Origin of the sequence: Mycobacterium sp. 20KCMC460, assembly GCF_022179425.1 — a bacterium.
Taxonomy (GTDB): Bacteria; Actinomycetota; Actinomycetes; order Mycobacteriales; family Mycobacteriaceae; genus Mycobacterium; species Mycobacterium kiyosense.
The window spans coordinates 5042979-5058159 of record NZ_AP025524.1 but is presented as its reverse complement, the minus strand read 5'-3'; the positions used below and the strand labels follow the sequence as shown (position 1 = coordinate 5058159).

Sequence of the window (15181 nt, the reverse complement as noted above, 5' to 3'; positions counted from 1 at the left end):
GGATGCCCGCTCGAACACGGCGATCGACCGCGGAAGTCCGCCATTTGCTGATAGACGCCGCGGCCCGGGTATTCACCGCCAAGGGCTATGCCGCGACGACGGCCGACGATATTGCGGCCGAAGCCGGCGTCGCTCGCTCGGCGATCTGGCGCCATTTCACCGACAAGGCAGACCTTTTCGGGGCCGCGGTATTGCAACCGTTCATAGAATTCCTGGAAAATTACACGGTCGCCTACGACATCGGGAACCCGAAATGGGGAGACTTCGAGATCACCCGGACGATCGTCGAGATGTTCTACGACAGCTGCACGGCGCACCGAGAGGCGCTCGTCGGCGTCGCCGTCGTCGGTCATGAACTCGACTCGGCCACGCTGGCGGGCCTGGACGAGCAATTCGACCGATTCTTCGCCGAGATAATGCGGACGACCAGCATCGAAGCGCATCGGCGCGGCTGGGTCCCGCAGACGGGTCTTGACCTGACCATGCGGCTGCTTTTCGGCACGATCGCATCGATCGTGGTCTTCGATCACCCGTTGGTCCCCAGCGGTGGCGATAAACCCTCGCGCGACGAGGTTATCGACCACGTGACTCGGGTGTTCTTGTACGGAGCCCGGTTGGCAAAGGACTGAGAGTCCCTTGACTAGAGGACTGTCAGTCCCTTAATGTCGAGCGTTATGCGCTCCCCACGCATCGCCGTCGCGTACCCCAACCACCGCTCCACTCCGTTGGCCGGAATCCAGGACTTCGTCGGTGCCCTCGAACAATCCGGGGTGGTGGACCAGTTCTGGGTGTGGGACGAGTTGACAGGTTGGGCGCCACAGGGTTTCGGTGTCCCGGCGGGTATGGAAGCCCCGGACGCGCACTCCACACACGACCCCTTCATCGAGTGCGCATTCGCGCTCGCCGCCAGCCCGCGCATCGGCGTACGGATGACTACCGACGCGGTCCGATCGCGACCCGCCGAGTTGACTCGGACATTACTGTCGCTCGCATCGGCGACGCAGGGCACCGTCACCTGCGCCATCGGTCTGGGGGAGGCCCGGCACATGACGCCGTTCGGGCACCCCACCGGCCAGGCGCTATCGCGCCTGAAGGATGTCCTGATCCTGATCCGCAAGCTGCTCGACACCGACGAACCGTTCTCCTACACCGGAAAACGGTGGAGCTTCGACCACGGATACCTGGGCACGTACCGGCCGGCCCGGCCGGAAATCTGGGGGCTGGGAGGCGGACCGAAGTTCACCGAATTGTGCGCCCAATACGCCGACGGCATCGAATCGTCCTTTCCGAACGCGGTGCCGAACCTGGATGTGTTCGCTTCAAGAGTGTCCGCCATTCGCGACCGGGTGGAAGCTGCCGGTCGCGACCCCGACGAATTCGGGTTCGGGGTATGGCTGCCGTGCGGTCTGCACGAGGATCCGGATGTGATTGCGGCAGCACAGCAGAGCCCGCAGATCAAGTGGTACTCGGCCAGCTACGGACGCATGAACCAGGACGAGTGGCGGAATGAGGGTCTGCAGAGCGTTTTTCCACGCGGCTGGCACTACTCCAATGACTACCTGCCGTTCACGATGACGGCCGCCGACGCGGAAGCCGTCGTTGCACAGGTGCCTCGCGAGATGTGCGCGAAGTCGGCGACGTGGGGCACACCGGAAGAAGCCGTCAAGATCGGCCGTGAATGGATCGAGGCCGGCGCGACATTCGTCGGACTGCTCGACGTCATGCCGCTGCATACCGGAGCGGATGGATTTCCCTCCTCGATCGTCCGGCTGCTGCAGGTTGCGGCCGGCCTGAAGGCCCAGACCACAAACCACTAGCGGAGGAGAACTCAAGTGCCGCATGCCATCATGCTCGCCTTCACCCAGCCCACGTCGGCGGAGACCGAAGACGCCTACAACGACTGGTATTCCAACAAACACATCCATGATCTGGTGACGATTCCGGGTGTCATCGCGGCCACCCGATACAAGATCGCCCAGGAGGTCGAGACGCTGCCCGGCGTTGTCGGTCCTGAGCAGGCCTATCTGGCGATCTATGAGATCGAGGGCGAGACCGAGGCGGATCTGGAGAAGTTCGCCGCTGTGCTGCGCGAATCGCTCGCCAACGGCACCGCCGACATCTCACCGAACCTGGACATGAGCAAGCTCGGCGCGTCGCTGTGTCTGCCGTTGACCGAGCGACTGGAACGGGTCAGCGTCTCGGGTGCCGATGCATCGTGACCGTCGCGCTACCACCGCTTGAGCGCGAACCGTTGCTGGCGGCGGCCTCGGCGGCAAGCGGTCTCGACGATTGGGGAAGTGACACAGGCTTTCTCGACAGCTTGGACATCTTGCTCGCCGATATGCGAACTACCGCCGATCTCAACGAGATTGGGGTAGCAACCCAGGTCCAAGACATTCTGCGGCTGTTGATCAACCGGCTCGGATTCACCCGGGACCTGCGTGAGCATCCGGAGATTCTGGACGAGGAGCTGGTGCCGCCGATCGTGATCCTGGGATTGCCACGCACCGGTACCTCCAAGCTGCAGCGCACTATCGCGTCGGATCCGGGGATGCAGCGACTCGAGGTATGGCGGCTGCTGAATCCGGCTCCGATGCCCGGCGATCCGCAGACCCGTATCGCGATCGGTGAGCAGTTCGAGGCGATGCTGCGTCAGGCCCCGGAATTCATGGCCCGCCATCCGATGGAAGCGCGCGAGCCCGACGAGGATCTATGGCTGATGGAGCTCACCTTTGACGCCCCGGTGGCCTCGCACCGCCTGCACCTACCCAACCATCGCAAGTGGATCGCCGACCGCCAGGAGTCGGCCTACGCCTACCTGCGCACGGTGCTGCAGTATCTGCAATGGCAGGACGGCGGCGCCCGTGGCCGACCATGGGTTCTCAAGTCGCCCATGCACATTGGCCAGGTAGCGGTGCTGCACGGCCTTTTCCCGGATGCCACGTTCGTGCAGTGTCACCGGGACGTCTACACGGTGCTCGGATCTTATTGTTCGCTGATCGAGGTGGCGCGGGGGATGAACAGCGACGTCGTGGATCTGCCGGCGCTGGGCCCGGACTTCGCACAATTCTGGGGCGGCTACACCGCGCGGAACCTCGAGGCCCGGAAATCGATACCGGATCTGGATATCTTCGACGTCGACTACACGCAGATCCGCGACGACATCAACGGTGTGGTCACCGAAATCTATCGGCGGGCGGGCCGGCCCATCACCGACGAAGCGCAGGCCGCGTTCGACGCCTACAACGCGCGCCGGCCAGAAGGGCATTTCGGTGCACACGAGTACAAACCGACGCGCTGGGGCGTGACTCCTGACCTGGTGCGGGAGTGTTTCACGGCGTATCTCGCCGAATTTCCGGAACTTGCGCCGAATTAGAAGGATCTGCACCCGATGACAATCATGGACCGAGAAGTCGCCGACGATCCCCGGGTGTCCGAGGCGGACCTGTGGCGAACGCTGGCTGAGGCGATCGCCGACATGACGGCCTACGTCCACGACAACGACAAGGTCGACACGCCCCTGCTGCGTGCCGAAGGCATCCGTTACCTGACCCGGCTGCTGCAGTCGGGAATCATGATGACGATGGAAGGGTGGGACGCCCACTATCCGTGGCTGGTCAAGTTCATCAGTCCCTATATGCAATACGGCATTCCGGCGACCGATTGCTGCTATCACTGGGCGGCTGTGCACGGCGATGGCGTCTACCGTATCCGTGGCAAGCGTGGAACCGCGCGCCTCTTCGACGTCGAGACCCGCACCGGACACACGTCGCATCTCGCGGACTGGAAGCTGGTGGACCGCAAGAGCGACTTTCACGTCGAGGACGACGGCACCATCGAAGTTGTGCTGTCGGCGACGGAGCAGCCGGGCAACTGGGTGCGGACGTGTGAAGGTCCGGGCTCGATCATCGTGCGCCAGTATTACTACGACTGGGACACCGAAGAACCCGCGGAGCTTCTGATCGAGCGTGACGGTGTGACGTACCCGCCGCCGACGTTGCAGCCGGCGGACATGGCCGAGCGGTTGCAATTGCTGATCGACTGGGTTCGGATCGTACCGGCTGCATGCAAGCATGCCGTCGACGAATACTTTCAGGCGCCACCGGACTCGTTGAAGTTCGTCGAGATCGACTTCGCATGGGCGGATCTGTTGTACGGCAAGGGGATCTATCGCTGCGAGCAGGACGAGGCGGTGATCATCGAGGTCACGCCGCCCAACGCCAGGTATTGGCAATACCAGCTCACCTCGCACTTCTGGGAAGCGCTGGACTGGAACCTGCGGCAAACGTCGCTGAACGGTCACCAGGCGGTGCTCGACGACGACGGTGTGTTCCGCGCCGTGATCGCCCACGAAGATCCCGGTTACACGAATTGGCTTGATGCGGGCGGACATACGGTCGGACTAATCACCGCCCGCTACTACAAAGCGGACACCACTCCATTGCCGAAGATCCGGACGGTACCGCTTGCGTCGTTGGCAGCCGAGCTGCCGGAGGCGACAGCCAGGGTCACGCCCACCGAGCGGCAAGACGCGCTACGCCGGCGTGCCAGGTCAGTGTGGCGCAGGCGGGTATGAGTAGTCCACAGCCGTGACTGGTGCCAAGCACCGCGCCTAGCTAGGCCCGTCACATCATCGAGTCAGCAGAACGCAAGCTGGACACCGAGGTCTTCGGCGGCCTGCTGCGGTGCGGACAAGAACTGTCCGGCGTTGCGTAATCCAGTCCGCTTCCCGGGTCCGGCCAGGAGCGCTCGAGCGACTTCGAAGGCTCCGCGGCCGGTGACGTCGTAGACGTCCTCCACTGCGCCGGTGACTGTGCATACCCCTGCGCCGCCCTCGGCCTCGGCAGTCACCAGCGAGCGCCCGCCGCCGGCATCAGTGCCGGAGTGCCCGAGACGGGACAACAACGTACGAGTCGCGGGCAACGACCCCGGAATCCGCCATATCAAGCCGCCGGTGGCCAGCGCCGCACCCATGACGACAGGTTGGACGTGGCATTCGATATGGGCGTGCGGATACGCCCTGGACAGGACCAGCGCGTCGGGCGTGGCGAACAGCGCCCCACGCCCGGATGCGAATCGGTGAACGCGCCGTCCCGCCAATTCCCAACGGATGCAACCACTGTCGACGACCGGCGCACCGCCGGCCACTAGCTCGACCGTCGAACGCATGGTCGCCGGTGACGGCCGCATCCCGACTATCCGTACCGCGCAGTGCAGCCGGCGCACCGTGTCGGGGCCGCCGACGCGGTCTGCCGCAGCCGCGGCGGCGATGTCGGTCGCCACGCCGAGCCCCAGCGACGGCACCACCGCGACTCTTGCTTGGATGGCCCGGCTTTCGAACTTGTCGATGATGGTCTGCACCCAACGCGGTTCGCCGGTGCAGTCCACATAGCTGGCGCCGGCGCGGATGGCCGCATCCAGTACGGGGGGCCCGAATTGGGTGTAGGGACCGGCACACGAGACCACTACCGATGCGCCCGAGAATGCACTGTCCAATTCCCCGGGTGCCAGGGATGCCACCCGATGTTCGACACCGAGCCGGGCGAGTGCTTGCGCATTCCGCCCTGCGGCGATCACGGGAATGCCGCCGGCTGAGGCTAATTCGACGACGCGATGCCCGGTGGCTCCGGTCGCGCCGTACACCACCAGCGTCATAGGGCTGATCCAGGTGTGCCGACTGACCGGTGGCGAGTACGACGATCGAGACGGATCCGCCTGAACGTCAAGCGGTCTCGGGAGCCAGACGTATCGCGCCGGTTGCGCACGCGGCCGACGTTATAGCGGTCATCGAAATCCGTCAAGGGACTGAAAGTCCCTTGACGCTGCCGGATGGGATTCTCCGACCGCACCCGACCGCATCCGCGCGACCGCGACGGTGACGCCGACCAACATCACGAACGCGATGACACCGGCGAGCAGGTACTGCCAGCTGCCGAATCCGTAGCCGTAGTAGCCCGCCGTCACACCCCACCACAGCACGACCATCGCGGCGAAGCAGCCGTAGATGAGCGGAGTCTGCGAGACGGCCGATCGCCGGCGTAGGAGCAGTGCCGTGGTTGCCAGCGGAAGCAGGAACAGCGTGATCGCCGGTGCGGCCTGGTACAGCGGATCATCCCAGACGATCTTCATGTACTCCCAGATGACCACGAATGCGACCGCTCCGCCGACTACCAGCGCGCACCACTGGGCCTGGGTGCCGTTCGGCAGGTATTCGGCACGACCGACGCGAATGGCCTGAGCGAAGAAGATCAGTTCGATGATCAGCGCACTGAGCAGGCCGAGCCAGAACAATTTGAGGAACCAGTGGTTGTACACGTTGAACCAGGTATCGAATCGGGCGACCACACCGAGGTCGTGAGCGAACCACAGGAATGTGCATGGCAGCGGGATCGAGATCCAACCCTCACGCCGCGTCATGATGACCGCGGTGATCATCCCGATGTTCTGCAGGACCATCGCCAACCCGAATCCGACCAGGATCGGAACGGTGTGATTGTCGATGGCATCCAGGATCGCGTGGGTGTCGTACATGTTCAGCGATGTTAGCCAATGAGTTGGGCGCTAGGGAGGCTTGACCATAAGTCAACTTATGCTATCGTTTTTGTGATAGAGGTCATATCCTGTCTTCGAGGGTTCAACCCCTTGGCGCGGCGGCCTTCTGGGGCGGGAATTTAATCGAAAGTAAATTAGAGGGAGAACGATGGGGTTCAAAGACTCTGCCGAGGTGAGGAAGTACATCGGCGGCATTTTCGAGACTGCCTTCGAAGACGAGGAGATCGGCCCGAAGCTGGTTGCCACCGGTCTGGTGGTCGCCTTCGACTTCACCGATCCCGAGGCTGTCGTCGTGATCGACATGCCGAACAAATCGGTCCGCGAGGGCTTGGACGGTGGACCGGCGCCAGTGGCGACGATGTCCATGACGGCCGACACCGGCAACGGCTACTGGCAGGGCAAGGTCAACCTGCCGCTGGCCATGGCGAAGAAGAAGATCAAGGTCGAGGGCAACGTGGCCAGCCTGCTCAAGCTGGCGCCGATGGGCAAGAAGCTCTACCCGAGCTACATCGAACGATTGAAGAACGACGGTCGCGACGACCTGCTCGTCTGAGCCCATGTTTCCAGGTACTCATGCGGTAACCGCGCCCGAGCGGCCGGCGGTGATCATGGCTGATTCGGGACGGGTGCTCACCTACCAACAACTCGACGACAACTCGGCCCGGCTCGCGGCAGCGCTGTACGGGATGGGCCTGCGCAAGGGCGATGTGATCGCGCTACTCTCCGATAATTCCGCCGAGGCATTCGAGATCTACTGGGCCGCAATACGGTCCGGCCTCTACATCACCGCTGTCAACTGGCATTTGGCGGCCGAGGAGGCCGCCTACATCGTTGAAGACAGCGGGGCTCAAGTGGTCCTCGCCTCATCCGGCGTGCGGGAGTTGGCAGAGCGACTGCTGGACCTGGTTTCCGGCGTGCGACAGTGGTACTCGTTCGGCGGTGTCATCACCGGCTACCAGCCGTACGTCGACCTGCTGTCCACGACGACAGCACGCCTGACCGAGCAGCCGCGCGGCGCGGAGATGCTGTACTCCTCGGGGACCACCGGTCGGCCCAAGGGCATCAAGCCGCATCTGCTGCCGATCCAGGTTGACCAGCCGGGGGATCCGCTTGTCGGGCTGCTGGCGCACGCCTTCAAGATTTCCAGTGACGACGTATACCTTTCTCCCGCGCCGATTTATCACACCGCCCCGCTGAAGTGGTGCGCCGGCGTGCAGGCGCTGGGCGGCACCGTTGTCCTGATGGAGCGCTTCGACGCCGAAAAGGCCTTGGCCGCCATCCAGCGGTATCGGGTGACCGTCACCCAGATGGTGCCGACCATGTTCGTCCGAATGCTGCAATTGCCCGAGGCGGTTCGCAACGCCTACGACGTGTCTTCTCTGCGCATGGCGGTGCACGCCGCCGCGCCCTGCCCGCCCGAGGTCAAAGACGCCATGATCGACTGGTGGGGCCCGATCCTCGTCGAATACTACGGTGCGACAGAACAACACGGCACCACGGTGATTACCACCGCCGAGTGGAAGGACAAGCGCGGGTCGGTAGGCAAAGCCGCGCTCGGAGTCCTGCACATCTGTGACGACGACGGCAACGAACAGCCGCCCGGCACTGTCGGCACCGTCTACTTCGAGCGCGACGTCGTGCCCTTCCAATATCACAACGATCCCGAAAAGACCGCTTCCTCAAGGCATCCCGCGCATGAAAACTGGGCTACCGTTGGCGACATCGGCTATGTCGACGAAGAGGGCTACCTGTTCCTGACCGATCGCAAGGCTTTTGTCATCATCTCCGGCGGGGTGAACATCTATCCGCAGGAAGTCGAGAACGTGCTCGCGTTGCACCCCAAGGTGTTCGATGTCGCGGTGATCGGCGTGCCCGATCCGGAGATGGGCGAGCAAGTCAAAGCGGTCGTCCAATTGAAGCCCGGCACAACACCTTCCGCCGAACTGGCCGACGAGATCATCAGCTACGTCCGGGACCGTATCGCGCACTACAAGGCACCCCGCACCGTCGACTTCGTCGACGAGCTACCCCGGACAGCCACCGGAAAGCTCGTGAAGAGAAGCCTGAAGGCCCGCTACATGGAGGCAAACGCATGACCACCGAAACGACGTCGAAGATCGACCGTCCGCCCTTCGACCCGGTAAGCATCTCGTCGCTGGATTTCTGGGCGCAGAGTTTCGACGAACGCGAGAAGTCCTTCAAGATTCTTCGTGACGAACGCCCGGTCAGCTGGCACCGCCCGATCGAGGGCTCCATGATGGAACCCGAGATCGACGGAGTCTGGGTGGTCACGCGCCACGAAGACGTCTGCTATGTCAGCAAGAACCCGGAACTGTTCTGCTCCGGGCAAGGCATCACCTTCGAGGCCGTTCCCGAAGAGATGCTCGATGCCACGCAGTCCTTCCTCGGCATGGACGGGGCCAAGCACTCGAGTCTGCGACGGCTCGTCAGCTCGGTCTTCACGCCGCGGCAGGTCGCCAAGATCAAGGACCAGATCGAGCACCAGGCGAAGTCGATCGTCGATGACCTCCTCAAGACCAAGGACGGCGACTTCGTCCAGCAGGTGTCCAAACGCCTTCCGATGTGGACGATCTACGAAATGCTCGGCCTGCCCGAAGAAGAACGCGACGAGGCAGCGCACCTGGCCGAAGGAATGGTGGCCTGGGCAGACCCCGATGTCGCGGCCGGCCGTGAGCCCGGGGAAGTCCTGACCGATTCCCTGGTGGGCCTGCTCAACATCGGGATCGGCTTGGCCGAGGCGCGACGCGCCCACCCGCAGAACGACCTGATGACCTCGCTGGTGCAGGCGGAGGTCGACGGGCGCCGCCTCACCGACGACGAGCTGGGTCCGTACTTCGTGCTGCTTTCGGTGGCGGGTAACGACACCACCCGCACCACGACCACCTTCACGACCCTTGCGTTGCAACAGTTCCCCGACCAGAAGGCCTTGCTGGAGCAGGATTTCGACGGGCACATCAAGGTGGCGATCGAGGAGTTCGTCCGCTGGACGACGCCGGTGATGACATTTCGTCGCACGGCCACTCAGGACACCGAGTTGCACGGCCAGCACATCCGCGAAGGCGACTGGGTCACGATGGTCTATTCCTCGGCCAACCGCGACGAGCGGGTCTTCGCCAACCCGTACCAGTTCGACATCACCCGATCACCCAACCCCCACGTCGCGTTCGGCGGTGGCGGTCCGCATTTCTGCATGGGTGCGTTCATGGGCAAGATGCAGCTGGAGTCGATCTTCCGCGAGTTGATCTTCCGCGCGCCGACGCTGCGGGTGGGCGAACCCGAGTATCTGACCGGCAACTTCATCACCGCAGTCAAATCGCTGCCGTACACCCTCGATTAGGAGAATCATGGCCGAGTTCACGGGCAAACGTTACGTCGTCACCGGCGCCGCATCAGGTATCGGGCATGCGGTCGCCGAGCGACTGCTGGCTGCCGGCGCTGAGGTCTACTGCCTGGACCGCAATCAACCGACCGCCAAGGTGACCCAACACATCGAGGTCGACCTGGCCAACCCGCACAGTATCGACACCGCTGTGGAGCAACTCACTGGTGAGTTCGACGGGCTGATCAACGTTGCCGGCATTCCCGGCACCGCTCCCGCCGATCTGGTCATGGCCGTCAACAGTTTTGCGGTGCGGCACTTGACCGAGTCGTTCTTCGAGCGGCTCAACCCGGGCGCGGCGGTGACAATTGTGTCGTCGACCGCCGGCTTCGGCTGGCCGCAGCGACTCGACGCGATTCGCGATCTGCTGTGCACCGACACCTTCGAAGAGGGTGCGGCATGGTTCAAGGCCAACCCGCAGCAGGGCAATGCCTACAACTTCTCCAAGGAGGTCACCACCGTCTACGCCATGTCGATGGGTCTGGCGTTGGCGGAGATGGGTTTTCGGATCAATGCGGTGTTGCCCGGGCCCGTGGAGACACCGATTCTGGTGGACTTCGAGGAGTCGATGGGCAAGGACACCCTGGACGGGTTGAAGAATCTGCTCGGGCGGCACGCCAGCCCGGAGGACATCGCCGATGTGGTGTTGTTCCTGGCGTCAGACGATGCGCGGTGGGTCAACGGGCAGGCGCTCGCGGTCGACGGCGGGATCAGCGGGGCGGTGGCCAGTGGCGTGGTGCCGGCCCCCGAAATCTGAGCCGGCTCAGGAGAAGCCATGACTATTGACGAACTTCAGACCACCGACAATGCCAGCGTGCTCGGCGATCTGCGCCGTGTCTTCGGTTCCGGCCGCACCCGCAGCCTGAAGTGGCGGCTGGAGCAGTTGCGGGGAATCGAGCGGTTGGTCGAGGAGCGCGAGCCGGACATCGCCGCGGCCCTGGCCCAAGACCTGGGTCGCTCGCCGGCCGAGGCGTGGTTGGGTGATGTCGCTTCGACCAAAGGCGAAGCGGTGTATGCGCGCAAGCATTTGAAGCGGTGGATGCGCAGACGCCGTGAGTCACTACCGTTGGCGCAGTTACCCGGCCGCGCCTGGGTGCAGTACGATCCGCTGGGCGTGGTGCTGGTGATCGGGCCGTGGAATTACCCGCTGTATCTGAGCCTGGCGCCGCTGGTGGCCGCGGTGGCCGCGGGCAATTGCGCGGTCATCAAACCGTCGGAGTTGGCACCTGCGACGTCGGCGCTGTTGGCGCGGTTGCTTCCGCTCTACGTCGACCCGGAGGCAGTCCGCGTCGTCGAAGGCGATGCCACCGTGACCCAGGAGTTGCTGGCGGCGGGCTTCGATCACGTGTTGTTCACCGGCGGCACCGAGGTCGGAAAGAAGATCATGGCCGCGGCAGCACCGACCCTCACCCCGGTGACGCTGGAACTGGGCGGCAAGAGCCCGGTGATCGTTGCGGCCGACGCCGACATCGATGTCGCCGCGCGCCGCATCGCGTGGGTGAAGCTGTTGAATTCGGGTCAAACCTGCATCGCGCCGGACTACGTGCTGGCCGACCGCCGGATCGTCGACCAATTGGTCGGCAGGATCGTCGCCAATGTCCGTGATTTCCGTTCGGGGGAGCCGGATCCGGCGTTGCGGATCGTCAATCAACGCCAGTTCGACCGCCTGGTTTCGCTGATCAGCGCCACCGACGGGAAAGTCGTGACCGGGGGCCGGTCGGATGCCGCCACCCTGCGGATCGAACCGACGGTGATCGTCGATCCGGCACCGACCGATCCGGTGATGTCCGAGGAGATCTTCGGTCCGATACTTCCGGTCTTGGCGGTCGAATCGCTCGATCAGGCAGTCGATTTCGTAAACAGTAGGCCAAAGCCGTTGGCGCTGTATGTCTTCGCTTCTGGCCAGATCGGCCGCGACCTGATCGACCGCATTCCGTCCGGCGGCGCCGTGATCAATCATGTCGCTATGCAGTGTCTGGTGCCCTCGCTGCCGTTCGGGGGTGTCGGCGCCAGCGGCATGGGGGCCTATCACGGAAAGTGGGGTTTCGAGGCGCTGAGTCATCGGCGCGCGGTGCTCTCCAAGACGGCCAAACCCGATCTGCGGCTGGTCTACCCGCCGTACAGTCCGCGGGCGCTGAAGATCATGCGGAAGGTTTTCTGATGCGCGTGGCGGTCGACCCCACCAAGTGCTCGGGAATCGGACTGTGCGAGGTCACCGCGCCGGCGGTGTTCGAGGTCGGTGACGACGGCCAGTCGCACGCAATCGATCCCGAACCGCCCGAGGGCGAACGCCCCGCGGTCGAACAGGCTGTGAGCGAGTGCCCCACTGGCGCATTGTCAATCCAGGACTAGACTGCGGGTCCATCGCTGTCCGACCAGGCCCCCCACGAAAGCTGACCGAGGACGAGGTCCTCGACGCAGCGCTATCGCTGCTCGCTGAGCACGGACTCGAGGGTCTCAATGTCCGTGCGGTCGCCGCCCGTCTCGGTGCCAGCCCCGGCACGCTGTACAACTACTTCGACAGCAAGCAGACGATGGTCGAGGCCGCCCTGGCGCGAGCACTCGCGCCGGTCATGCGCAGCATTGTTCGGTCCGGGAATTGGCGTACTGAGCTGCGCGACACCATGGTCGCCTTTCATGCAGCACTGCGGGCTCGACCTGCAGCGGTGTCGTTGGTAGGCGCTGGTGTCGGCGCGGAGGCCATGGACCCGATCCGCGAGCACCTGCTCGGTTCGCTTGCCGGCGCTGGGCTTTCGACCCCGAATCAGTTGCGTGCGTTGAATATGCTGGTGTCCCTCGCGGTGGGTGACATCGTCGTGCTTCAGGCGCACACCCGCGCGCACCGGGCATCCGAATTGAAGCGTCGCCGTGACTTGAGCCCGGATGTGTTTCCGTATCTGCACGCGGCGGCTCGCGTTCAGAACGAGGAACCGGGCGACGACACGTTCCGGACGGGTCTCGAGGCGTTGCTCGATGCGATCTCCGGGCTGCGTACGCAAAGCTGATTGCCCGTTACCGCCGGGCGTAATCTCCGGCTCCACCCTCTTGACATGTGACCGGCAGCACAGTATCTCTGAACACACGTTCATAATTAATTTGGACAGCGAGTTGTCGGACGGGGAGCGGTATGCGCGAGAGCTACAAGGTCATCGTTTGGGGCCCGGGCGGCCTTGGCGGCGTTGCACTTTGGGAGATCGCCCGGCTGGAGGCATTCGAGCTGGTGGGCCTGCGCGCCTTCTCCGCCGGCAAGGTTGGCAAGGACGCGGGCGAGCTGATCGGGATCAACCCCCTCGGGGTGACCGCGACCGATGATGTCGACGCCCTGCTCGCGGTCGAGGCGGACTGCGTGATCTACACGCCTCGTGACTTCGGCATCAACAACGCCGACGCCGAGCTGCTCGCAATCCTGGCGGCCGGCCACAACGTCGTTACTCCGCTGCCGTACCACAACGCCGTGCTCTATCGCTCCGACGGCTTCGGCGATCGCCTCGCCGAGGCCTGCAGTAAGGGAGGTTCGACCTTCCACGCCACCGGCATCGACCCCGACCTGATCAGCGACCGGGTGCTGATGGGTATCACCGGAATCTGCACGGACATCAAAACCATTCGGCTGCAAGAGCTGTGGGACTGTCACGCGGTGCCCGCCGAGCTGCTGGCCGTCGTCGGCTTCGGCGGACCCGTGGAGGTGGCCGAGGCCAGCCCGATCGGACCGGGTATCTCCACCAACTTCCTGCACGCGATCGGCCGCACCGTCGAGAAGACACTCGGCGTCAGCTATGACCGCGTCGAGGAGACCCACGAGTATCTGCCGGCGACCACTGACGTCACCATGCTGCACACCAAGATCGAAAAGGGCACTCTGGGCCGCGTCGTACACCGCTTTCAGGGCTGGGTCGATTCCATCGGTAACGAGGCGTTTTTCACGATGGAGTACCACTGGTTCGTCGGGACATCGGAGCTGCCCGACGGTGTCGCCGAAAACGAGTACTGGGTCGCCGAGATCGAAGGCACCCCATCGATTCGGATGTCGATCGACATGCGCACGACACTGACAGACGATGCCCCGCTGGCCTACGACTTCGGGAATCTGCAAAGCAGCCCCGGCTACCACGGCGTCATCGCCTCGTGTCTGCAGGCAATTCCCCACCTTGTCGCGAGCGGCCCCGGGGTGCTGCCGTCATTCGGGCCGGCGTTGAACTGGCGCCAAGACCTACGCAGCGCCGTGGTCTAGCGGTGTTTCCCAATCGGCTGCCGAAGCGCGACGTTGCGGCATGGAGCGAAACCAAATGGTTCGGCTGCTGGAATGACGACGACCGGGTCGGCCTGTTCCTGCACGCCGGACGTTACCGTGACGATCTCGACCTGTGGTGGATCCAATCGGTGGCCTACTTGCCGGACGGCACGCTCGCGGTCGACCGTTCGTGGGGAAGCGATCCCGACGAGTGGACCGTCGCGTCGCACATTTGCAGCTTGCGCGGAAGACCCGACGGCGGGGCCACCTGTTCGTTCCGCGGCGCTCCCGAACGGCAGCCGACGGCGGCGCTCGCGCACTACCCGGCGGGCCAGGGCGCCAGCGTTTACATGACCTGGCAGCTCGACGCCGAACCGATTCGTGCTCTGTGGTCGCCGTTCAGCCATGCGGGGGATTCCGCGGAGTGGGCCGAGGTACACACCCAGCACCAGTACCGGGTGCATGGTTCGCTCACTGTCGACGGGCAGACGTGGAGCCTGAACGGCCCCGGCTGGGGCGACCATTCGTCCGGGGTGCGGACCTGGGATGGCTTCGGAGGGCACGTGTTCGTCAACGCGCCGCTGCCCGATCTGGGTCTGGTGTTGATTCTGGTGGATGCCCCGGACGGCGCCCCGGCGTCGACGGTGGGTGCCTTGCTGCTCGAGGACGGCGCAACCGATCCGATCATCGAGGCCAAGGCGGTCCGGCTCAGCTCGCTGCTGGGTGCACCGCAACGCTTCGAGCTCGGTGTGACCACCGAGTCCGGGCGCTGCGAGGAGTGGAGTGTCGAAGTGCTGCACACACTTCCAGCCACCATCTCCGAACTCAACGACAATGCCAACGGGCTCGATTGGCGTGCCCCCGGCGAACCGCTGTTTCTGGCGGAATGTCCGGCGCGGTTCACCACAGGGGCCGGAGTCGTCGGCTACGGGCACCTCGAGCGCAGCTGCAAACGCTCGCGCGTCTCCCGCGCCACGTTCGCCGTCGACGAGTTGTGA

16 protein-coding genes are annotated in these 15181 nt (G+C 64.2%); 14 read left to right on the top strand and 2 right to left on the bottom strand.

Annotated features, from left to right (window positions below):
• Nucleotides 1–2: 2 nt before the first annotated feature.
• Genes MKCMC460_RS23255 through MKCMC460_RS23235 form a run of 5 tightly spaced genes read left to right on the top strand, consistent with a single transcriptional unit; the run spans nt 3 to nt 4576 of the window.
• Nucleotides 3–629: a TetR/AcrR family transcriptional regulator gene (locus MKCMC460_RS23255; RefSeq protein ID WP_236977404.1), complete on the top strand. Its 627-nt coding sequence runs from the start codon at nt 3–5 to the stop codon at nt 627–629.
• A 45-nt stretch (nt 630–674) separates the two neighbouring features.
• Entirely contained in the window at nt 675–1817 is a 1143-nt protein-coding gene (locus MKCMC460_RS23250) for an LLM class flavin-dependent oxidoreductase (protein ID WP_236977403.1), read from the top strand.
• A gap of 15 nt (nt 1818–1832) precedes the next feature.
• Nucleotides 1833–2219, top strand: a complete 387-nt coding sequence (locus MKCMC460_RS23245) for a DUF4286 family protein (protein WP_236977402.1) — start codon at nt 1833–1835, stop codon at nt 2217–2219.
• On the top strand, nt 2216–3376 hold the full coding sequence (locus MKCMC460_RS23240; RefSeq protein ID WP_236977401.1) for a sulfotransferase: 1161 nt from the start codon (nt 2216–2218) through the stop codon (nt 3374–3376). The genes MKCMC460_RS23245 and MKCMC460_RS23240 overlap by 4 nt, the downstream gene beginning before the upstream one ends.
• A 15-nt stretch (nt 3377–3391) precedes the next feature.
• The gene (locus MKCMC460_RS23235) at nt 3392–4576 is read left to right on the top strand and encodes a DUF1214 domain-containing protein (protein ID WP_236977400.1); all 1185 of its coding nucleotides are present in this window, start codon (nt 3392–3394) and stop codon (nt 4574–4576) included.
• Nucleotides 4577–4638: 62 nt separating this feature from the next.
• Here MKCMC460_RS23235 and MKCMC460_RS23230 read toward each other — a convergent pair whose 3' ends face one another.
• Both MKCMC460_RS23230 and MKCMC460_RS23225 read right to left on the bottom strand, forming a co-directional pair.
• Complete coding sequence (locus MKCMC460_RS23230; RefSeq protein ID WP_236977397.1) at nt 4639–5655, bottom strand: NAD(P)H-binding protein; 1017 nt, start codon at nt 5653–5655, stop codon at nt 4639–4641.
• A gap of 129 nt (nt 5656–5784) precedes the next feature.
• Nucleotides 5785–6531 (bottom strand): hypothetical protein, encoded by a 747-nt coding sequence (locus tag MKCMC460_RS23225; RefSeq protein ID WP_236977395.1) that lies wholly within the window; start codon nt 6529–6531, stop codon nt 5785–5787.
• A 169-nt stretch (nt 6532–6700) separates the two neighbouring features.
• Here MKCMC460_RS23225 and MKCMC460_RS23220 point away from each other — a divergent pair, with 169 nt between their 5' ends.
• From MKCMC460_RS23220 to MKCMC460_RS23180, 9 genes are all read left to right on the top strand, one after another.
• A complete protein-coding gene (locus tag MKCMC460_RS23220; RefSeq protein ID WP_236977393.1) occupies nt 6701–7105 on the top strand; it encodes an SCP2 sterol-binding domain-containing protein in 405 nt (134 codons plus the stop codon).
• A gap of 4 nt (nt 7106–7109) precedes the next feature.
• The gene (locus tag MKCMC460_RS23215) at nt 7110–8648 is read left to right on the top strand and encodes an acyl-CoA synthetase (RefSeq protein ID WP_236977391.1); all 1539 of its coding nucleotides are present in this window, start codon (nt 7110–7112) and stop codon (nt 8646–8648) included.
• Nucleotides 8645–9910 (top strand): cytochrome P450, encoded by a 1266-nt coding sequence (locus MKCMC460_RS23210; protein ID WP_236977389.1) that lies wholly within the window; start codon nt 8645–8647, stop codon nt 9908–9910. The genes MKCMC460_RS23215 and MKCMC460_RS23210 overlap by 4 nt, the downstream gene beginning before the upstream one ends.
• Nucleotides 9911–9917: 7 nt before the next feature.
• Nucleotides 9918–10709, top strand: coding sequence for a coniferyl-alcohol dehydrogenase (locus MKCMC460_RS23205; protein ID WP_238304890.1), 792 nt, complete (start codon nt 9918–9920; stop codon nt 10707–10709).
• Nucleotides 10710–10727: 18 nt separating this feature from the next.
• Nucleotides 10728–12113: an aldehyde dehydrogenase family protein gene (locus tag MKCMC460_RS23200; protein WP_238304889.1), complete on the top strand. Its 1386-nt coding sequence runs from the start codon at nt 10728–10730 to the stop codon at nt 12111–12113.
• Complete coding sequence (locus tag MKCMC460_RS23195; protein WP_236977387.1) at nt 12113–12304, top strand: ferredoxin; 192 nt, start codon at nt 12113–12115, stop codon at nt 12302–12304. Before MKCMC460_RS23200 ends, MKCMC460_RS23195 begins: the two co-directional genes overlap by 1 nt.
• Nucleotides 12271–12957, top strand: a complete 687-nt coding sequence (locus MKCMC460_RS23190) for a TetR/AcrR family transcriptional regulator (protein WP_238304888.1) — start codon at nt 12271–12273, stop codon at nt 12955–12957. The genes MKCMC460_RS23195 and MKCMC460_RS23190 overlap by 34 nt, the downstream gene beginning before the upstream one ends.
• Nucleotides 12958–13079: 122 nt before the next feature.
• Nucleotides 13080–14183 (top strand): hypothetical protein, encoded by a 1104-nt coding sequence (locus tag MKCMC460_RS23185; RefSeq protein WP_238304887.1) that lies wholly within the window; start codon nt 13080–13082, stop codon nt 14181–14183.
• A gap of 2 nt (nt 14184–14185) precedes the next feature.
• Nucleotides 14186–15181 carry a hypothetical protein gene (locus MKCMC460_RS23180; protein ID WP_236977384.1) on the top strand — a complete coding sequence of 332 codons (996 nt, stop codon included), beginning with the start codon at nt 14186–14188 and terminating at the stop codon, nt 15179–15181.

Bases quoted from the DNA above. Each gene is read 5' to 3' on its own strand.
- MKCMC460_RS23255 (WP_236977404.1), top strand. From the start codon at position 3: ATGCCCGCTCGAACACGGCGATCGACCGCGGAAGTCCGCCATTTGCTG.
- MKCMC460_RS23250 (WP_236977403.1), top strand. From the start codon at position 675: ATGCGCTCCCCACGCATCGCCGTCGCGTACCCCAACCACCGCTCCACT.
- MKCMC460_RS23235 (WP_236977400.1), top strand. From the start codon at position 3,392: ATGACAATCATGGACCGAGAAGTCGCCGACGATCCCCGGGTGTCCGAG.
- MKCMC460_RS23230 (WP_236977397.1), bottom strand. From the start codon at position 5,655: ATGACGCTGGTGGTGTACGGCGCGACCGGAGCCACCGGGCATCGCGTC.
- MKCMC460_RS23225 (WP_236977395.1), bottom strand. From the start codon at position 6,531: ATGTACGACACCCACGCGATCCTGGATGCCATCGACAATCACACCGTT.
- MKCMC460_RS23220 (WP_236977393.1), top strand. From the start codon at position 6,701: ATGGGGTTCAAAGACTCTGCCGAGGTGAGGAAGTACATCGGCGGCATT.
- MKCMC460_RS23215 (WP_236977391.1), top strand. From the start codon at position 7,110: ATGTTTCCAGGTACTCATGCGGTAACCGCGCCCGAGCGGCCGGCGGTG.
- MKCMC460_RS23210 (WP_236977389.1), top strand. From the start codon at position 8,645: ATGACCACCGAAACGACGTCGAAGATCGACCGTCCGCCCTTCGACCCG.
- MKCMC460_RS23205 (WP_238304890.1), top strand. From the start codon at position 9,918: ATGGCCGAGTTCACGGGCAAACGTTACGTCGTCACCGGCGCCGCATCA.
- MKCMC460_RS23200 (WP_238304889.1), top strand. From the start codon at position 10,728: ATGACTATTGACGAACTTCAGACCACCGACAATGCCAGCGTGCTCGGC.
- MKCMC460_RS23195 (WP_236977387.1), top strand. From the start codon at position 12,113: ATGCGCGTGGCGGTCGACCCCACCAAGTGCTCGGGAATCGGACTGTGC.
- MKCMC460_RS23185 (WP_238304887.1), top strand. From the start codon at position 13,080: ATGCGCGAGAGCTACAAGGTCATCGTTTGGGGCCCGGGCGGCCTTGGC.